Genomic DNA, 18,726 nt, shown 5'->3' with positions numbered 1-18,726 from the left:
CAACGAATTTGTAGACTCGTTCTTCTACAATAAGGAGGTTACTCGGATGGAAGATATTCATGCTTATACACTTCTGTTATTGATAGGTTTCGGATTTCTAGCTGCTTTTATTGATTCGGTTGTTGGGGGAGGAGGATTAATCTCGATACCCGCTTTATTATTTTCTGGACTTCCTCCTTCTGTAGCGATTGCTACCAATAAGTTGGCCAGTTCAATGGGGTCGTTGACAAGTACGATTGCCTTTATCAGATCGGGAAAAGTTGATTTCCGTCTAGTATCGAAACTGTTTCCCCTAGTCTTTATAGGGTCCTTATTAGGGGCTTTACTGGTTAATTTTCTCTCTCCCGACCTATTAAAACCATTGGTATTGGTTCTCTTAATCGTTGTCGCTATCTATACGATTCTAAAGAAAAACTGGGGAAGTGAATCAACGTATCGAAAGCTCACCTGGCAAAAAGCCTTGCTCTTTGCCCTTGTCATATTTGGAATTGGTTTTTATGATGGGTTTTTAGGCGCGGGAACAGGTTCATTTATTTTGTTTGCCTTTTTAATGATCGGCTTCGATTTTTTACAATCAGCGGGAAATGCCAAATTTCTAAACTTTGGGAGCAACATTGCAGCCCTGATCCTCTTCATTTTTCTTGATCTGGTTCATTTTGCATATGGTATACCGATGGGGATTTCTATGATAGCAGGAGCCTTAGTGGGTTCTCATTTTGCTATTAAAAAGGGAGCAGCGTATGTACGAGTGTTATTCATTTTGGTTACGGTTTTTTTGATCGGGAAGAATATGTGGGATTATGTTAGAAATATATAATGGCGTAAAAAAGACCTTACGTCACACCATTTAGAATGGGAGAACGGGTTCTGTTTTGAAGTACAAAATCCAATTTAGCAATTATACTGTTTAATACCATAACAATTAATACTGAATAGACGAAAAACGATCAGAGGATTAAACTTCTGATCGTTTTCTTTATAAAGGCGTTTATGGGACTTGAACAATATAATGACCAAAGTTCAATATATCAGTATTTTTTACTACACAATATTATAATATTAGTCTTCATTTATTTAATATCATGATAAAGTTTTTTAAAATTCCATACTATCTGTCGTTAAAATCAATAAAGATAGAATATTTAAATTAAAAATTCACATCTTTCCCGTAAAATGCTGAAACATATAACTGTTTCATTTCTTCAACCGAAGTTTCACGAGGGTTTGTTCCTGTACATGGATCTGTTACGGCGTTTTTCGCCATATCATCGACATGCTTATTAAAGATTTCTTCTGTTACACCGAACTCTTGAAGGCTATTTGGCACATTCATTTCTGTATTTAGATTGCGAATATATGAAACCAACGCATCGACTAATTCATCATTTGTATTCCCTGCAAGTCCTAATCGTTTTGCAATTGTTGCAAAACGATCCGCTACGACTGTTCGATTAAATTGAATGACATACGGTAAATAAATAGCATTTGCACAACCATGTGGGATATCGAATGTTGGACCGCTTTTATGTGCTAAGCTATGTACGTTACCAAGTACTGCATTAGCAAACGCCATACCAGCCATCGCTTGAGCATTATGGATTTCATTTCGAGCTTCTTGGTCACCATTATACGAATCTTCAAGATTATTTTTAATAATTGCCGCCCCTTCAATTGCTAGTGCATCCGTAAATACTGTACGCGACTTTGCAACATATGCTTCAACACAATGTGTAAAAGCATCCATACCAGTATATGCTGTAATATGCTTTGGCATCGACTCTACCATCACAGGATCAATAATTGCAATGTCTGGAGTTAATTCAAAATCGGCTAATGGATATTTAATATTCGTTCTCTCATCTGTAATAACGGACAAATTGGAAATTTCAGCTGCACTTCCACTTGTTGTTGGAATCCCAGCATATTTTGCTTTTGTACGAAGTTTTGGTAATGTAAAAGGTTTTGCTGCTTCTTCAAAAGTTAGAGCAGGATGTTCATAGAATAACCACATCGCTTTTGCAGCATCCATTACAGAACCTCCACCGATTCCGATTACCCAGTCAGGCTCAAAATTATTTAATATGTCTACACCTTCTTTTACCATTTGAACGGTTGGCTCTGTATTGATTCCTTCGATGACACGGTTTTCAATTCCACCTTCTAAAAGCAAGCCTTGAATACGTTCTAGATTACCCGTTTTCTTTATCGAGCCTCCTCCAATGACTAACGCTGCTTTCTTACCCTCTAATTCTTTTAACTTATCAAGTGAATTTTCCCCAAAATAAATGTCGCGTGGAATAGTAAAACGATTCATCATTTTGTCCCCTCCAGTATTAATTGATTTACAATAAGAAGTATAAATTAGTATAGTTTATATTGGGAAGAACTTACTTATAAGTGGGATAGTATCAAAAAAGTAACTAAAGGATGGAGTGATACCAATCGTACGTGACTTTAACCAGACGTTTAATTGTGAAAAAGAGCTAACGCTTTCTGTCATTGGTGGTAAGTGGAAAATGATTATTTTGTGGTATTTAGGCAAAGAAGGCACAAAAAGATTTAGCGAATTGAAAGCACTTTTACCAAATATTACACAAAAAATGCTAACAAATCAGTTAAGGGAATTAGAAGCCGATCAAATTATTCATCGCGAAGTGTATCCAATCGTCCCTCCGAAAGTAGAATATTCGCTTACAGAACATGGGGAAACCTTGATACCTATTCTTGAATCGATGTACGAATGGGGAAAGAACTATATAAATACTGTCGCTCATGAAAAAGCTTCTGTCGAAAAATAAAAGTTGTATTGGACGAACTTAGATCTTTAGAAATCACGTCTACTAAATCGAGAAGACATAGGTTTTAAGATACCGAAAGCCGTTTTAATATATAAATTAGAATATGGAACGAAAAGTATAGTATCCAAATTGTGTCGGTTGAACCACTTGAATCTTCTTAGCGTTTGAGAAACCCACCTTTATCTTCTATTCATTGTAATGAACACGGGCTTTACAAAAAAATGTTGGCTGTGCCCTTAGTTTAATTTAGTGGATTTTCTGATAAGATTCGAGCTAAGAGGAAAAGTAAACATTAAAACCATAAAATATTAGAAAGTTATATGAGAACTGTTAGTGGGGGAGCGTCAGGGAAAATGTGATTATCTATACTATGAAAATCAGGAGTATTTAAAGGATTCGAAGAAGAAAAATCGACTAAAGGGCTAATTTGAATCCTTGATATTTCAACTCAGTAACCTATATATACGATGTATTGATGTCCTTGATACTGAGAAGGCATCAAATACCTTATCTTAAATTATATGGGCTTAATAACGATTTAAAGCTGTGTATTCACCTTCAAGGCTATTAACCGTTGTCAATTCGATGATGAAAAGCTCGATATCAGGAAGAATACGTTGTTTACATGTACTAATTGTAAAACTCTCGCCATATCAAGATTTTTTCTTCAGTATAGATAAACCGCAATTTACAACTTAAGATTATAAACGATGTCGTATCAAGGAATAGGATAATAGTATCATAGGGTCATCTAATCTATTGATATGGAATTAATATTACGTAAAACAAGGCTTACAGGTGTCCCATTCACCTTCTCTCAAAATTCTTAACGTTGTCAATTAACATTTCCTGACTGAACCCCATATAAGCTTTTTCAATTTAGTCTTTTAGAGCATTTCACCTGTATAGAAAGAACTAGCTAACTCGTCAAAGTCATATTCTTTTAGTTCCTCCAAAGTGATATTGGTGTGTGCACCTTCATGCACCATTAAATTACTGTTTTCACCAATATGAACTAAAATTACAGGTTTGTCAGTAGCATAAGCATAACCTAGTTCCCAGGCTGTTCCACTGTCGGAATAGTTTCCATGATAGATGCCTAAAACGATTTCTGCCCACTTAATGTGTTTTATATCATCCATAAATGTTTCAATTGACCATTGGCGTGAACCAACCTCGACATTTTCAGCTTTTGACTTTCTCATTGGTGAGAATACTTTCAAACCCTTTTCTGCTAAAATCACCTCAACCTGTTCCAAATAACCAATCTCTATATCATTAAAAACGGACTAGCTAAATAAACTCTTTTCATTTTCCTTTGACCTCCTGAACGATTTCTAAAACCATTTCTTAGTTTGAACCTCATACAACAAGAAAAAGTGTAAGTGTGCAATTACAATCCGATTAATCTTATATCATCCCTTTATTTCACTAGTATGGACAGTTCGATTTAATTATAAGTATTTGTTACGGTTTTCAAGAAACTCTACTTTTTAACTTAGTCTTTTAGGGTAAGATGAGTATGGTGTATATTAACATTTAATTATTTTTTAAAGGGAAAATGGGAAATATAATTATTGGTTTTGTCCTCAATCATTTACAAGCGTTTCAATTTACTTCCTTTCACTTACTGATTTATAATTTGGATAAATAGTCATAAGATTCCATCCTAACAAGAATGTAAGTTCGGCGAGATCACCCTGCACAAATAATTAAACTAACTAGATTTTATTGGAGGCAATGAATTTTGTTTATCGCTATCCTGTTTTTTATGCTAATGTCATTCTTCCTGTCGGGAAGTGAGACAGCTTTAACAGCAGTTAACAAAATGAAATTGAAAACAAAGGCAGAAAACAATGATCATAAATCAGAAAAGCTTTTAGAGCTTGTTTCAAAGCCAGATGAATTAATAACAGCCATCCTGATTGGCAATAATATCGCAAATATTATGCTACCAACACTCGTTACAATAATTGCAATTGAATATGGGTTTAATGTAGGGGTTGCAACCGGTATTCTTACCGTTGTATTGATTATTTTTGCTGAGGTTCTTCCTAAATCGATTGCCGCTACATTTGCTGATAAAATTGCATATTTAGTTTTTCCAATAATAAGGATTTTATTAGTTATCTTTAAACCTTTGACCTTTTTATTGTCAAAATTTACAAGGGCAATTATTAAAATATTATCCAAAAATGCTCCAGAGTCAGTTTCTGTTTCTAAAGAGGAGCTCATTACCATGGTGGATATCGCTACTACCGAAGGAACATTTAGAGAAGAAGAAACCCAGCGGATTAAAGGGGTTATTGATTTTTATAATCTGGATGTTCGCGACGCCCTAAAAACTCCCCGAATGGAGGTTGAAGGTATTCCGTTTGATGCGACAATTGAGGAAGCCAAATCTATTGTCTTGGACAATAGATTTACCAGATATCCGGTTTACAAAGAAAATATGGATAACATCGTGGGAGTTTTCCATTCTAAGTTACTGCTGACATGGTCGACACAGCCAGAAAAGACTCTTAAGGATTTTACAGACCTTGAACCCTTATTTGTATATGAATTCCATAGCATTGATAAAGTATTCAAAATGATGATGAAAGAAAGAAAGCACCTGGCAATTGTGCTTGATGAATATGGAGGAACAAAAGGGATTATCACCCATGAGGATATCTTGGAAGCCATGCTAGGACAGGAAATTGAAGATGAAACAGATGAGGATAGCGAGGTTCTTATCGAAGAATTAACGGATAATCATATTATTGTCCACGCAAAACTCGCAATACGCCGAATAAATGAAGCCTTCAAGACAAAAATCCCAGAAGATGAAGATATACTTGCAGGATTTTTAATAAAAGAACTGGGCCATTTTCCTAAAGAAGGCGAAACATTTGAATATCATCATTTACATTTTGAAGTGAAGTCGATTGAAGACAACAGGCTTAAGCTAGTAGAAATTAAGAAAAAGACACCCAATAAAATATGAGCATTATTTCCATTTAAGGTAAATTTTCAGAATTATAAAAAATGAGAGAAAATCCTAATTGACCATGACGGCAAGCTTAGTTTCAAACTCATTAATTTATATGTGACATATACTCAAATGCTGTGGTTCCATACACGCTTTTAAAATGTTTATTTAAATGGGTTAAATCGACAAAACCACATTCCGCTACTGCTGAATAGACATCTTTATTGTTTTCAATTAACTGCTTTGCACGTTCTATCTTGCAGTTGAGAAAGTATTGGTATGGCGAGATTCCAGTATGAGTCTTGAATAATCTGATGAACTGAAATTTGGATAAGTGAAGCTCTTTACAGATCTCGTCTAATTTAAGGACATTTCCTAAGTTGGTATGAAGGATATCCTTTGCTGTTCTAATAAGGGCATTGTCTCTCTTATCATCTGCAGGGGAATTGTTTTGAATAAGGATATCTGTAAGGGATAAGAATAATTCGCTGCATACTGCCTCATCTTTTCCAGTTAATATGGCATGAGAAAGATTTAAAATGCTTCTTTCCAGTCGATCATCATACACAACAGGAGTTGTGAAACGTACTAGATCCTTCTTCCCAGTCGCCTCTAAAAACAAGTGAGGATCAATATATACCATCACATAGTCAAGTCCTGTCTTATCATGCGCCATTCCGTCATGGGCCTGTTCCGGATTAAAAAGCATCACCCCATTTTGATGGGATAATTGTAAACTGCCATCCAAGGTATAATGTTGAATACCACGCAAAGTGACACCTATTGCATACTCCTTGTGAGAATGCTTTTTATACGAAAAATCAGTGAAACTCGCTGACAACGCTGTGATGCCTGCCGATTTCTTATAGATAAATTTGTCCATCTCATCCACCTCTTACATCCATATCATCAATGCAGAATAAGCTAAAAATAAGGCCATCATGACATTCACAATCTTACTATGATTCTGTAAAAATTTCTTGAAGAGGGTACCGAAAAGAACCCATGTTAAAAATGCCAGAAACCCGATAAACGTTATAGCTAAAACACTTATCGTCACTGCAGGTACTGCGGTATAGTTCGGTATGATGAAACTAGGAATAACCGTCATTGTAAACAGCACGACTTTCGGATTCAGAAACTGCATAAGGAAGCCTGACATAAAGGTAGCCGATTGGATTACCGTTGGATTTGATGTGTCCATTTTGTAGGTTTGATAAGCAAGATAGAACATATATATGCTTCCTATGATTTGCATAACCATTAAAATTTTCGGGATGATCGTCATGAGCATGGAGTTCAAAATAGCCGAAATGACAAGTAATAAACCAAAAGCGACCGTTGCCCCATACGTATATTCCATCGCCTTTTTTGTCCCAAAATTATGCACTGTGGACAGGATGACAATGTTGGTCGGACCAGGTGTAAACGTAACAATCATACAGTATATTAAAAAAGATGTAAGATTCATGAGGAAAACTCCTTTCAAAAGTATTCTCCTGTCATCATACATCTTCAAAGAAAAAGCCTATAGTATATTATTGCAGGGGTAATGATTCATTAAAATGATACACCTTTGTCGTTCTGTCCCCAATGACTAAGATTCCGTTTAAATAACCACTTATTCTATGAAACTCCCCTTTTGTTGAATAACACCACTTGATCATTTCACCATATAAGTTCCAGTCCTGTTCTGTTTTTCTGTACCTTTAAAAAGTAGTGTGAAGAGCACAAAAATGCCGTTTTTTTGAATGTCGTCTTTACTAGTTTGATATATTTTCGCTATAAAGGAACACATAGTAATATTTACCTTTAGTTTAATCCAGTCCTTATCTCCCAACCCCTTAACTATTCTTAAGGCTGTTTTCTAAACCTTGTTGTTAGTTAAAAAGGGGGTGATTGGTTTCCGTTCTAGATGCTCGCTTTCCGTGGGGCGGGCGGTGATCCTCCTCGTCGCCTTGCTCCTGCTTAGGTCTCACCTATCCCGCTACTCCCGCATGAGTCTCGCACCTTCCACTCCAATCAACCTTTTTACAAAATTTATATTCTTAAAAAACAACAATCTTTTAGAAAACAGCCATTCTTAAAAACGATTACCAAATATTTTAATATAATAATTTATCACACAATTGACAAAATTCGTGGTAAACTAACAATTGTTATACTTCATAAGTACTATCGGTCTTAACCCAGCGAAAGCTGATTACTCTTTAGGTTATGCTTCTAGTACGAACAACGGGGGGAAATACATGAAAAACTTAATTCTTAAGTGGAACCAAGTAAGTCTAGTTAAACGAATACTTGTAGGTATTATCATTGGTATTCTCTTGGCTGTAACGATTCCTGATGCCGCAGAATGGATATCCATTTTTGGTACCTTATTTGTAGGCGCATTGAAGGCGGTTGCACCAGTATTAGTCTTTTTCTTAGTTATGCACGCTATCTCTAAACATAGAAGTGGGCATAAAACGAATATAAAATCGATTATTGCCCTTTATGGCATAAGTACGTTCCTTGCTGGATTTGTAGCCGTTCTGGCAAGCTTTCTCTTTCCAGTAACCTTATCACTTGGAGCAGGAGCCGAAGATGTGACTCCTCCTGGTGGTATTGTAGAAGTACTAAAGACGCTACTCATTAACATCGTTGACAACCCGATCAATGCTCTATTAAACGGCAACTATATTGGAATATTAACTTGGGCTATCCTTCTTGGCATCGCGTTAAGAAAAGCAGCGGATTCTACCAAAAATACGCTTGCTAATTTTTCAGATGCGATCTCTCAATTAGTGAAATGGGTTATCCAATTTGCACCGATCGGAATTATGGGGCTTGTGTTTGACGCTATTGTCACAAATGGACTTTCCGCCTTACTGGATTACGGAAAATTACTATTAGTTCTACTCGGCTGTATGTTTTTTATCGCTCTTGTCGTCAATCCCATTATCGTATTCATCAATATTCGTAAAAACCCATATCCACTTGTCTTTAAATGCTTAAGGGAAAGTGGAATTACTGCATTCTTTACTCGTAGCTCAGCTGCAAACATTCCAGTTAATATGCGTTTATGTGAAAATCTTGGGTTAGATGAGGATACCTATTCGGTTTCCATCCCATTAGGGGCTACCATCAACATGGCTGGGGCAGCGGTTACAATTTCTGTCTTAACCCTTGCTGCTGTTCACACCCTTGGCATTGATGTGGATTTCGGTACGGCGCTTATTCTTTCCGTCCTGGCAGCCGTTTCCGCTGCAGGGGCTTCAGGTGTTGCCGGTGGGTCGCTCCTACTCATTCCGCTAGCATGTAGCTTATTCGGAATTTCAAATGACATTGCGATGCAGGTCGTTGGTGTTGGTTTCATCATAGGGGTATTACAGGACTCTTGTGAAACTGGACTTAACTCTTCCTCTGATGCGCTTTTTACAGCAACTGCTGAATATGCGAAAAGGCGTAAGGAAGGGAAGGAAGTTAGGATTAGTGCTTAGATCGGTCTATTTTATTTAGAAATTGTAAAAAGGCAACGACCAGTAGTAGGGTTCGTTGCCTTTTTCTAATTCCTATTTCTTCAACTGATAGGTTTTCAGAATCTAATTAGACATTTCTCTTACATATTTCACATGGTCACAGTGATGGAAACAAAAGGAGACATTTTAAAAATCGTTTATTCCGTTATGGCCATTTAGTTGAAGATCAAAAAAATTCGTAATTGATTACGGGATTGCTATATTTGTATTTCAAGTCGAAGATCGATTTAGCATAAAAAATCTTAATATTATGCTTAAATGGAGCACCCCTACAAGTGCACCTTTTTATAATATTAAAAAGGAGTTCGATGACAAGATGGAGATCATCTCCATTTATCTAATTATCGGGGTATTGATTAGTACATCAATTTATGTGGCGGCAGATTTTCGACATTGGTTTTTTTTCTGCTTTGTGCATTGCTTGGTTACCTCTAATATTCATTGGAATGATTATAACTTTATTTATGGATTTAGGAAGAATCTCCAATAAGTTAAACAGATAAAAGCACAAAACCACGAAATAAATCCAAAAACCGTTACAATTGTAGTTTCGGACCACCCATATTTTAAGCCAAAATGATAGTGAATCGGTGTCATTCTGAAAATACGCTTATGAGTAAGTTTAAATGAGGAAACTTGTAAAATAACCGAAAGTTGTTCAGCAAAATATATAAAGAATAAAATAGGAATTAAAATTTCAACTTTCTCAAGAACAGCAAGAAATGAAAGCGATCCTCCAATAGCTAATGATCCCGTATCCCCCATAAAAGCTTTGGCAGGATATATATTATAAATGAGAAAGCCGAGTAAACATCCAATCATAATTAAACAAAAAATTTGCACCTCTGTTCTGTCTGAGACCATAAAAAAGAAAAAGTATGTAGGGATTGCAACAACTCCTAAAAGACCGTCTAATCCATCCGTGAAATTTATGGCATTTGCAGAACCTACGACAAATAAGGTAATGACAATGACATATAACACCATTGGAAGATCCAATGAAATATGTTTAAAAATATCAATGCTGGTGTCTACGCCTAGTTCGTTGATCACGTAAAAAAGCAAAGTACTCGTAAAAGTAAATTGAAAAATAAGTTTGGTCTTACCCGATACCCCTCCTGGATCTTGGCGAGAAGCCTTCCAAAAATCGTCTAAAAACCCAACAAAACTAAAAAGAATGTAGGTAATAGCCAAAAAATACATTAATGGAGTAGGTGAAAAAAGAATGGATACTATAATTCCTACAAAAAGAATAATTCCAAACATTAACGGAGTGCCTTTTTTTAACTGATGATCTGAAGGAAGTTCTTTTCTTATCGGTTGAAGGAGCCTAAGCTTTCTCAAAACGGCTATTAATAGTGGAGATAAAATTGAAACAACGATAAAAGCAATTAACGCTGGGATTATTTGATTACTCATTTCTCATTTACCCCTTTTCTTTTAACTATTTATAATAATTTCTAAAAAACTCATTCATTTCCTCTATTTGATACAATATTTATGTAGATTTTTATTCAAGAAAAGGGAGCTATTGCCGAATACTATAGAGAACTTTTCATAATAAATCCCAAGCGTGAACAAAAATTAATTTAGAAATAGCCGCATTCCCAAACGGAAGAATGCGGCTTTACTCGTAAAAGTAAATGACATTAGGTTTAACTGACATTACATTCGAATGGAGAGGCAAGATCAAGAATATTCTGCTTCAACAATACTTTATAATGAGCTTATATCTTTTACCATGCAAAACCTTTTGGATGATCTAAAACTACGCTGCACAGTGTCCGTAACTAACGATTATGTTCTTATCTTCCAACAGTTGCAGATCTAGGATAAATAGCTCGCAGGTGAATAGGTGTTTTCCTATCGCTGAATAGGCTAAACGGTTTTATTCTCCTCCTCTATAGTGATAACTTCCCTTGCTGCTTCTATGAAAGATAATATGATGGGTGAAAGCCACTTGTCTTTATGCCATGCCATATGTGTATATACATGTAAGTCCGGAATTTGCCATGGAAGAGCAACAAGTTCTCCCCGTTCAACTTCGGCTTTCACTGTTATTTCCGGAAGAAAGGCAATGCCGATTCTCGTAATGGCACATTGTTTAATCGCTTCTGCATTTTGAAACTCTAAATAAGTAATATCATCAATGCCCTTTTTCTCAAATGACCGGTCAAACATGGTTCGATAGGTACAACCTTTTTCATTGACCAGGAACACTTCTCCGTGAAAATCTTCCTGTTGTAGGACAGGTAGTTTCGCGAGACGATGGTCTGGAGCGACGAAAAAGCGGAAAGTTTCTTCCAGTAACGGTTCCACTGTAAGCCCGGTTGAGAGAATGGTTTCGTCCAGCATAAAGACGACATCCGCGGTTCCCTCAAAGAGAGTTTGCTTGAGTTCTTGATTTGGAACAGAGCGAAAGATGAGACGAACTCCTGGATAGCGCGAACGAAATAGCTGGAAGACAACTGGAAGCCGATAGGCGCAAAGAACCTCGTTGGCACTTATCGTTAGAGTGCCACTTAGATTTTCATTGTCATGAACGACGCTGCGAGCTTCGTCCAATTTGTTTAGAACGATTTGGATATGAGTTAAAAAGCGTTTACCCGCAGTTGTGAGAACGAGCTGCTTGCCCAAGCGGTCAAAGAGACGAACCCCAAGCTCATCTTCCAATGCTTTTATTTGCATCGTAACGTTGGAGGGGACGTAGTTCAGCACCTCCGCAGCCCGACTGAAATTTAATGTTGAGGCAACCGTTCGGAACGTAATCAATTGGCGCAATTCCATCATACTCTCCCCCATTCACTTTCAAAATTATTGAATACTGCTTTGAATTTTGTTCACTTTTATTGAGAGTATCATTGATCTATACTTACAACAAGAAATACATTCTAACTATATGGTTTCATTTTGAAGGGAGAGAAAATACGATGGATTATGAGATTTTTGATTTGGGTGACGTAACCTTGAAATCAGGAGTGACGTTACCGAGCGCATTTCTTGCTTATAAGACTTATGGAAGATTGAATGAAAAGAAAGATAATGTCATCGTCTATCCAACTGCTTTTGGCGACCAGCATGTTCAGAATGAATGGTTAATTGGAAATGGCATGGCTCTAGATCCGCAGAAATATTTCATTATCGTTCCAAATCTGCTGGGCAATGGATTATCTTCGTCTCCCAGTAACACGCCTCCTCCATTCGACCGGACTAATTTTCCGCAGGTAACCATCTATGACAACGTTAAATTACAGCATCGACTGGTGACCGAAAAATTCGGCATCCAAAAGATCGCTCTCGTAGTTGGATGGTCAATGGGAGGCATTCAATCATTCCAATGGGGGGCGAGTTATCCAGACATGGTGGAAAGAATTGCCCCTTTCTGCGGAGGGGCAAAGACTTGGCCGCAAACGTATGTGGTCCTGGACGGAATGAAAGCTCCACTCATGGCTGCAGTTGGCTTCGATTCAAGTAAACTAAACCAGTTGACTTCTGCAGACATGCGTGCTGTTGGCCGTGTCTATGCGGGATGGGGCTTATCGCAGGCGTTTTACAGAGAGGAACTTTATCGTGTGCTGGGATATGACTCATTGCCAGATTTTGTGGTTGGCGTCTGGGAAGATAGCTTTATGAGGATGGATCCGCACAATGTCCTGGCCATGTTATGGACAGGACAATTTGCAGATATTAGTGCAGACCCCGCCTATAACGGAGATTTCGATGAGGCGCTCAAAAGCATTAAAGCGCTTGCCTGCGTCATGCCAGGGAGCACGGATCTCTTCTGCACGGCGGACGATAACGAGTACGAAGCTAAGCTTATACCTAATGCTGTTTTTAATCCTATCGAGTCGATCTGGGGCCATTTTGCTGGTCGCGGAATCAACAGTGCCGATAATACATTTATTGATGACAACCTAAAGCGCTTGTTGGCGATGAGTACAAACGGGTAGATCATCCTTAACATTTGAGTGTCCTGACAGGCATAGTAAGAAAAGTTAATGCCTTGATGTAAAAAAGTTAAAGATTTTTGAGGGCTGTCCAAAAAGGGTCCGGAACCACTATAATTGTCCTTATATAGAAGATGTCCCGGAGGTTTTCTTCTACATATTGAAGTTGTGGTTCCTGACACCTGGGTTTTTGGACAGCCCCTAAAAATATAAAAATACTATTTCAAGTAAGGTATGAGTATACTCCAAACGGGCGCATAAATGAATGACACAGCAAATATAAAGACCGCGAAATATACAAAGGCTTATACAAGTCTTTGATTGTGCGGTCTTTTTAATATACAAAAAACATACTGCCATTTCATACATAGTTTAAATGCCAACTACACATTCACTTCAATACTGAAGGCTTATGGTAATATTTTGGTAAGTATAGTAATTGGAAAGACATCTACTCTCTATAAACCTCAAACACGAAACACCGACTCCTTAATCACTTTAAACGCTTGTGACGGCTGTTTCTGTAAGATTTCTAACGGAATCGTCCTCTCAACCTCATGATTCTGTAGTATTTCTATCTGTTCACTCACAGGATTCAACACAACCTCAAAATGCCCAATCTGATAAGCCTGAACCTTCCCAGCGAAATCAATGGTCTCATCATCCAAGCTTGTTCGCACTCTACTGTTAAGTCTTCTCAGCATTCTCCAAAGCTTAATTTCCTCACCTGACTTCATAAACAACTCAGGAAGTTCCTCCGATTGCTCAAGTAAGGACATCGTCGTCATCATATGAGACTGTATCCCGTATCCAACTGGACGAATGACGCTCTTCAGTGACCTCCAGCTTTCTACTTCAAATCTCAGCTTATCCCCTGCAACCTTTACATCAAGGACCCTTCCATAAAAACGGATGCCATTCACCGCTCCCGTTTCATTACTCACTTCACTTGTCACGTACAAGGCAGCATACACACTTCCTTGCCAACCTTTTTTCAAGCTGGAAGCTTCTAATTCAACATATTTAAAACGTTTAAATTGCTCATAGATCTCCGCGTTATTCACGTTAACGACCAAAACCTTTTCATCTAGAGAAGACCGCCAATGATTCCACGCCCCAGCTGGTAAAACCCCTTCTTCCTGCAAGTCCTCTGGATTACTTTCCACCAAGCGCTCTACAAGTCTTTCAACCAAAACGGTGGAATTCGGTAAAAACGGCAGACCGCCAATGTTGACTTCCTCAATACTTTTATAAAAAGGATGCTCTAAATAAGCCTGTTCCTCGTTCCACGGAAACAATACATAGGCTCCAAATGAATACCGTTCATAGTTTCCTCTATCATAATGCTTCTTTACCAATGCATCTCTGTACCGGTGCATCGTATTAATATCCTCTTCTAATGGTCCCACCTGCTCAGCATTGCTAGCCTGATGACCTACGTTGAAGCCAAAATCAATCCGATACTTGGCATCAAAGACATAATGGTATCGCTCATGTGAATACTTCTTCTCGATCTCCAACATAATATCCGGCTTTTGCGTAACAGTAGGCACACGCCCTTCTCTCTTTTGAAAAGATAAAATAATCTGTTCCTCCGTTTGTGGATGAACAAAGATCTGCTTCGCATTAGAGGTTTGATCTAAATCAACAAATAAAGACCCATGACGAATCTTCACGACATCCTGGTATTTAGGTATATACTTTGCCCTCAGAATCTGTCCCATTTTAAGATAGGTCCAGTACTCATAAAGGGTCGCCACATCCTTAACTGACATTTTGAAAAGCTCGCCTTCTAACGTCAAACCTCTCGTTACCACAAGATAAATTTTATACGCTTCCCTGTAGCCCGGCTTCCGTTGGATCACCATGCTTGTCACCGTACGGTCAATCCGGCTGATTGTTTTCCAGAACGGCTTGTTTAGCAACGTTTTCAAAGCAGACTGCATGGAAGTGACTTTCTTTAATAGCTCTTCATCTACCTTCCGCTCATATCTTCCCGATTGACTTTTAATTTTCATTACTAAATCCGTTAACTTATGGTGAAGCCTTTCCATCATCCATTTCACAAACCGGTTTTCTAGCGTATCATACGTAATCGTTTTACGCGTATTCAACCCTTTGACAGGAAAGACTGGTTTATCATGCAGGACGATTCCGTTTTCCGTCTCCATAAACAGATGCGGATTCCTTCTAAGATGCTTTCTCCCTTTACTGTCTAACTTCTTAATGCGTTCTCCTCTTACCAGCTGATACTCCGTAAGAAGCTGATGATGGGGCTGCTCCTCAATCCGATGAATCGACTTAACAAAGTTTTCGAAATAGAACTCGATTAATCGATAAAATTCAGTGAGCGAAGGATTCTCTGACAAATGGCTTGAAGCACCGAGAAACGTTTTCTTTATGAAATGAAAAGCGAGATTGTACACTTCATCATTGACTTCATCAAGAAGCTTCCGATAATCATCCTTATAACTTAATTTCGTTGGAAAAATTTCAAGCGTTACTTCTAATAAGACCTTCTCATTGTGTTTAATAGAAAAACTTGTATAACCAACTTCATTCAGAAAGTGAAGATTGCCCATCAGAATGGGATTGCTTCCTCTTCCCACAGGTTCAACAGCCTTCCTGATTCCTGGATGCTCATGATAGAAGCTCAGCTTCTTATCACTCTTTGGTGAAATGACAATCTGGTAGACTCCATTTTCAAAAAAGATTGGAGAAAACGAATGATCACCCAGCTCCTTCAACGAATCGTTTTCAACGTCATAGATCTCAACCGTCTCAACCGCTTCACCATTCCACTTAAAAGCCATCCTCTCTTTCTCCATCGAAGAATGAGTTCGATACTGCGAAAGACTTTGAAACCTTGTATTATACGGCATCCCCTTAATGTACAACGTAAAATCTTCCGTCTCAATAAACAGAAGCTCTTTCGTTTCCGCACCATTCATCATTAACTCCCCCAGAAGGAAGTAAAGCCATCATGTACAATGGTTGACATCATACTTGATACCTTCTTAGCTGATTTCTTATAGCGACCCTCAAGAATAATAGAATTAGCATTCAGTTCATCCCATTCATGGCTCGTACAGAAACGGAATAACTTCTTCAAGGCTTCTTCCGTCTTAGGATCGTTCCCAGTTAAGCGCGGGAGCACTTTCTGCAGCAGCTGATAATCAAAGGCGTCGTCAAAATCCATCAATTGATCCTCACTGTTGTAAATCATATAAAAACAAATCTCATCTCGAACCCGGTACCCAAAATGAGCCCTCATCGGTTCCAGTATCATATTGACTTCCACAAGCAAACTAGTAACCTCTTTTACTAAATTTTCATGGTCAAAAAAGGCATCCTTCAAATTAAGAAATCTTCCTGCAATTTGTTGGTTTGATACAGCCAGAGGATTAATTGCAGCTTCATTAGTTAAAAAGCCAAAATGATCCAGAACCACATCATTGTATTCAATGGTGTTAGCTCGGTCTAATACCTTTGGACTGAACGGGTGGGTGGTTTCATCCATGTTAACGGTTCCAATAATATATACATTATCTCTTAGGTACAGTGCACCAACCTCTTCACGATCCACAATAGGGGTCGACAAAAATTCTCCATCGACAACTTTACGACTCTCCATTACGCTTAATAAATCACTAAAGTAGTATTCAACCCGAGCAAGATTCATTTCATCTAGTAATACAAAGTACGGCTTAAGATGATTTTCAGGCTTATTCGCCTCCATTAGCACTTTTGTAAAGGGACCTGGCTGGAATTCTCCTTTAATATTCTCAAAGCCTATTAAGTCAGAACCATCACTCCAGTCTGGGCGAACAGGTATTAATGAAAACTGTCCATTTTCTTCAGTAGCGTCTAGTGCCTCAGCAAAGAGCTGTACTATTTTTGTTTTCCCCGTTCCAGAAATACCAGAGAGAATGACAAAAGGCTTTGTCTTTAAAGCTAAATAGAAATTCATTAACTGATCCTTCGAATACATAAATCCTTTTACATTTATGTATTGATGAACATGATCAATAAATTCCTGATCACTTGAAAACTTCATACCATCTCTCCTTTGATCATCTTCGTCATTACCTTCTGGTAACTGAATATGCTCTGCAATCTCTTGGGGCAATCGATCATTAAATCGCTCTAACAATCTAGCACTAAATGAATTTGATACCTTATAAAAATAACCCTGCTTCACATTTCCATTACGATCAAATGGCCCATCCTCTTCTTTTCTCCACTGTTCAGGGATCTCAGTCTTCTGAATGACTTTATCTAGAGAATGAAAGGAAACCTTTAAATAGTTCCCCTGCTCCTCCCAATTGCTATGGCCAGAGAAAGAAGTAGGCTTTGGCTTATCTTCTGATGCCTTATCGACAATACAAATAGAGCGGATAGCAACATCCGAATAAGCAAACACAACATCACCAGGCTGAGCGAGCATGACATCATTATGATGAGCAAGTGGTGTACCCTTTTTGTCTGTTTTGGGAGACCATAGAAATCCGCCTTCTGTTTGTATTTTCGCGCTTTGACCTTGGTTGACCCACCAGAAGTTAATATTTCTTTTCCCTGATTTTGACTGGACAAGTTCTACTCTGTAAACAAATGGTTCTTCTGTTTGATAGAAATCCAAATACTCTGCTATCTCATCTGGAACATGAACCACTTTGCCCTGGTTCTTCTCTTCTGATCTTTTTTCAATTAAATATGTATAACTAGTATTAAACTTATTTCTGAGGAGTTCCCTTAGGTCTTTATTACTATCATATCGAAGTAGTAATGAATCAACGCTGATCCCGTTTCTATCCACATTAACTAATTGTGCTCTATAATCATTTCCATCAATAAGTAGAGTAAGGCTGTGTTTTTCCCCTCTATTCAAATGGACTCCATTGTTCGCTAACTCAAAATCCTCATGAAAGTCTATAGGGATGTGCGAGCCATTTAGGAAAATTGACCAATCCACTTTTTTGGTAGCAATTAACCCTTCTCGCCCTTTTTCTTTCGACCAACTTCTGTTTTTCTTTAACATTTTTACCTCCCTATGGTAATAAATCAGATACTTGGATTATAACAAAGATTAGAAATAAGGTATGACTATGGAAATTTAATAATACAAAAAAAAGATAATGTATATATTTTTCTATACACAATTCATAAAAACACCTAAACAAACACTTCATAATTAGTTTAATATACCTATTTGATTCAGCTATCGTTTTTATAAATTGCTTTCTAATTGAAACTTTTGAACTACAACACAATTAGAGTTTATAATGAAACCAAGGAGGTGAAAACATCCATTGATCGTTCATTGTTCAATCCTACCCCTTTAGCTTAATTACAATTATTTCAAATTCCCATAATTTTCACAAGAATGTATTTCATTATCTAGCCTTTTACATAAAAAAAAGACGCATTTCCTATTCTGAGGGCACTGCAAAAGTACAATTTTTTTAAAATGAAAAACGAGCCTCCAGAAT

13 protein-coding genes are annotated in these 18,726 nt (G+C 37.6%); 5 read left to right on the top strand and 8 right to left on the bottom strand.

The window, feature by feature from the left end; all coding sequences use genetic code 11:
• The first annotated feature begins 46 nt into the window (after positions 1 to 46).
• Positions 47 to 817 carry a TSUP family transporter gene (locus tag JOC86_RS20560; RefSeq protein ID WP_205174827.1) on the top strand — a complete coding sequence of 257 codons (771 nt, stop codon included), beginning with the start codon at positions 47 to 49 and terminating at the stop codon, positions 815 to 817.
• Between the two features lie 330 nt (positions 818 to 1,147).
• Here JOC86_RS20560 and JOC86_RS20555 read toward each other — a convergent pair whose 3' ends face one another.
• On the bottom strand, positions 1,148 to 2,314 hold the full coding sequence (locus JOC86_RS20555; RefSeq protein WP_205174983.1) for an iron-containing alcohol dehydrogenase: 1,167 nt from the start codon (positions 2,312 to 2,314) through the stop codon (positions 1,148 to 1,150).
• 127 nt (positions 2,315 to 2,441) lie between these two features.
• On the opposite strand from JOC86_RS20555, the gene JOC86_RS20550 reads away from it, so the two are divergent.
• Entirely contained in the window at positions 2,442 to 2,798 is a 357-nt protein-coding gene (locus tag JOC86_RS20550) for a transcriptional activator HxlR (RefSeq protein ID WP_205174982.1), read from the top strand.
• A gap of 887 nt (positions 2,799 to 3,685) precedes the next feature.
• Here JOC86_RS20550 and JOC86_RS20545 read toward each other — a convergent pair.
• A complete protein-coding gene (locus JOC86_RS20545; RefSeq protein ID WP_239587747.1) occupies positions 3,686 to 4,057 on the bottom strand; it encodes a nucleoside 2-deoxyribosyltransferase in 372 nt (123 codons plus the stop codon).
• Between the two features lie 488 nt (positions 4,058 to 4,545).
• Between JOC86_RS20545 and JOC86_RS20540 the strand changes: the two genes are divergently transcribed.
• Complete coding sequence (locus JOC86_RS20540) at positions 4,546 to 5,784, top strand: hemolysin family protein (RefSeq protein WP_205174826.1); 1,239 nt, start codon at positions 4,546 to 4,548, stop codon at positions 5,782 to 5,784.
• A gap of 91 nt (positions 5,785 to 5,875) precedes the next feature.
• On the opposite strand, the gene JOC86_RS20535 is transcribed toward JOC86_RS20540, so the two are convergent.
• Positions 5,876 to 6,652 (bottom strand): AraC family transcriptional regulator, encoded by a 777-nt coding sequence (locus tag JOC86_RS20535; RefSeq protein ID WP_205174825.1) that lies wholly within the window; start codon positions 6,650 to 6,652, stop codon positions 5,876 to 5,878.
• Between the two features lie 12 nt (positions 6,653 to 6,664).
• Positions 6,665 to 7,240: a LysE family translocator gene (locus JOC86_RS20530; RefSeq protein ID WP_205174824.1), complete on the bottom strand. Its 576-nt coding sequence runs from the start codon at positions 7,238 to 7,240 to the stop codon at positions 6,665 to 6,667.
• A 778-nt stretch (positions 7,241 to 8,018) separates the two neighbouring features.
• Between JOC86_RS20530 and sstT the strand changes: the two genes are divergently transcribed.
• Positions 8,019 to 9,251 (top strand): serine/threonine transporter SstT, encoded by a 1,233-nt coding sequence (gene sstT, locus JOC86_RS20525; RefSeq protein ID WP_205174823.1) that lies wholly within the window; start codon positions 8,019 to 8,021, stop codon positions 9,249 to 9,251.
• 501 nt (positions 9,252 to 9,752) lie between these two features.
• Here the strand turns inward: sstT and mraY are convergent.
• Entirely contained in the window at positions 9,753 to 10,709 is a 957-nt protein-coding gene (gene mraY / locus JOC86_RS20520; protein WP_205174822.1) for a phospho-N-acetylmuramoyl-pentapeptide-transferase, read from the bottom strand.
• Between the two features lie 459 nt (positions 10,710 to 11,168).
• Positions 11,169 to 12,077, bottom strand: coding sequence for a LysR family transcriptional regulator (locus tag JOC86_RS20515; RefSeq protein WP_205174821.1), 909 nt, complete (start codon positions 12,075 to 12,077; stop codon positions 11,169 to 11,171).
• A 143-nt stretch (positions 12,078 to 12,220) separates the two neighbouring features.
• On the opposite strand from JOC86_RS20515, the gene JOC86_RS20510 reads away from it, so the two are divergent.
• Positions 12,221 to 13,240, top strand: coding sequence for an alpha/beta fold hydrolase (locus tag JOC86_RS20510; RefSeq protein ID WP_205174820.1), 1,020 nt, complete (start codon positions 12,221 to 12,223; stop codon positions 13,238 to 13,240).
• A 464-nt stretch (positions 13,241 to 13,704) separates the two neighbouring features.
• On the opposite strand, the gene JOC86_RS20505 is transcribed toward JOC86_RS20510, so the two are convergent.
• A complete protein-coding gene (locus JOC86_RS20505; RefSeq protein ID WP_239587746.1) occupies positions 13,705 to 16,188 on the bottom strand; it encodes a restriction endonuclease-like protein in 2,484 nt (827 codons plus the stop codon).
• A gap of 2 nt (positions 16,189 to 16,190) precedes the next feature.
• Complete coding sequence (locus tag JOC86_RS20500) at positions 16,191 to 18,275, bottom strand: McrB family protein (RefSeq protein WP_205174818.1); 2,085 nt, start codon at positions 18,273 to 18,275, stop codon at positions 16,191 to 16,193.
• Positions 18,276 to 18,726 lie beyond the last annotated feature (451 nt).

The sequence above is a fragment of the Rossellomorea pakistanensis genome (assembly GCF_016908495.1).
GTDB lineage: Bacteria > Bacillota > Bacilli > Bacillales > Bacillaceae_B > Rossellomorea > Rossellomorea pakistanensis.
The sequence above is the reverse complement of the archived record's forward strand: the minus strand, read 5'-3'. Positions and strand labels throughout refer to the sequence as shown.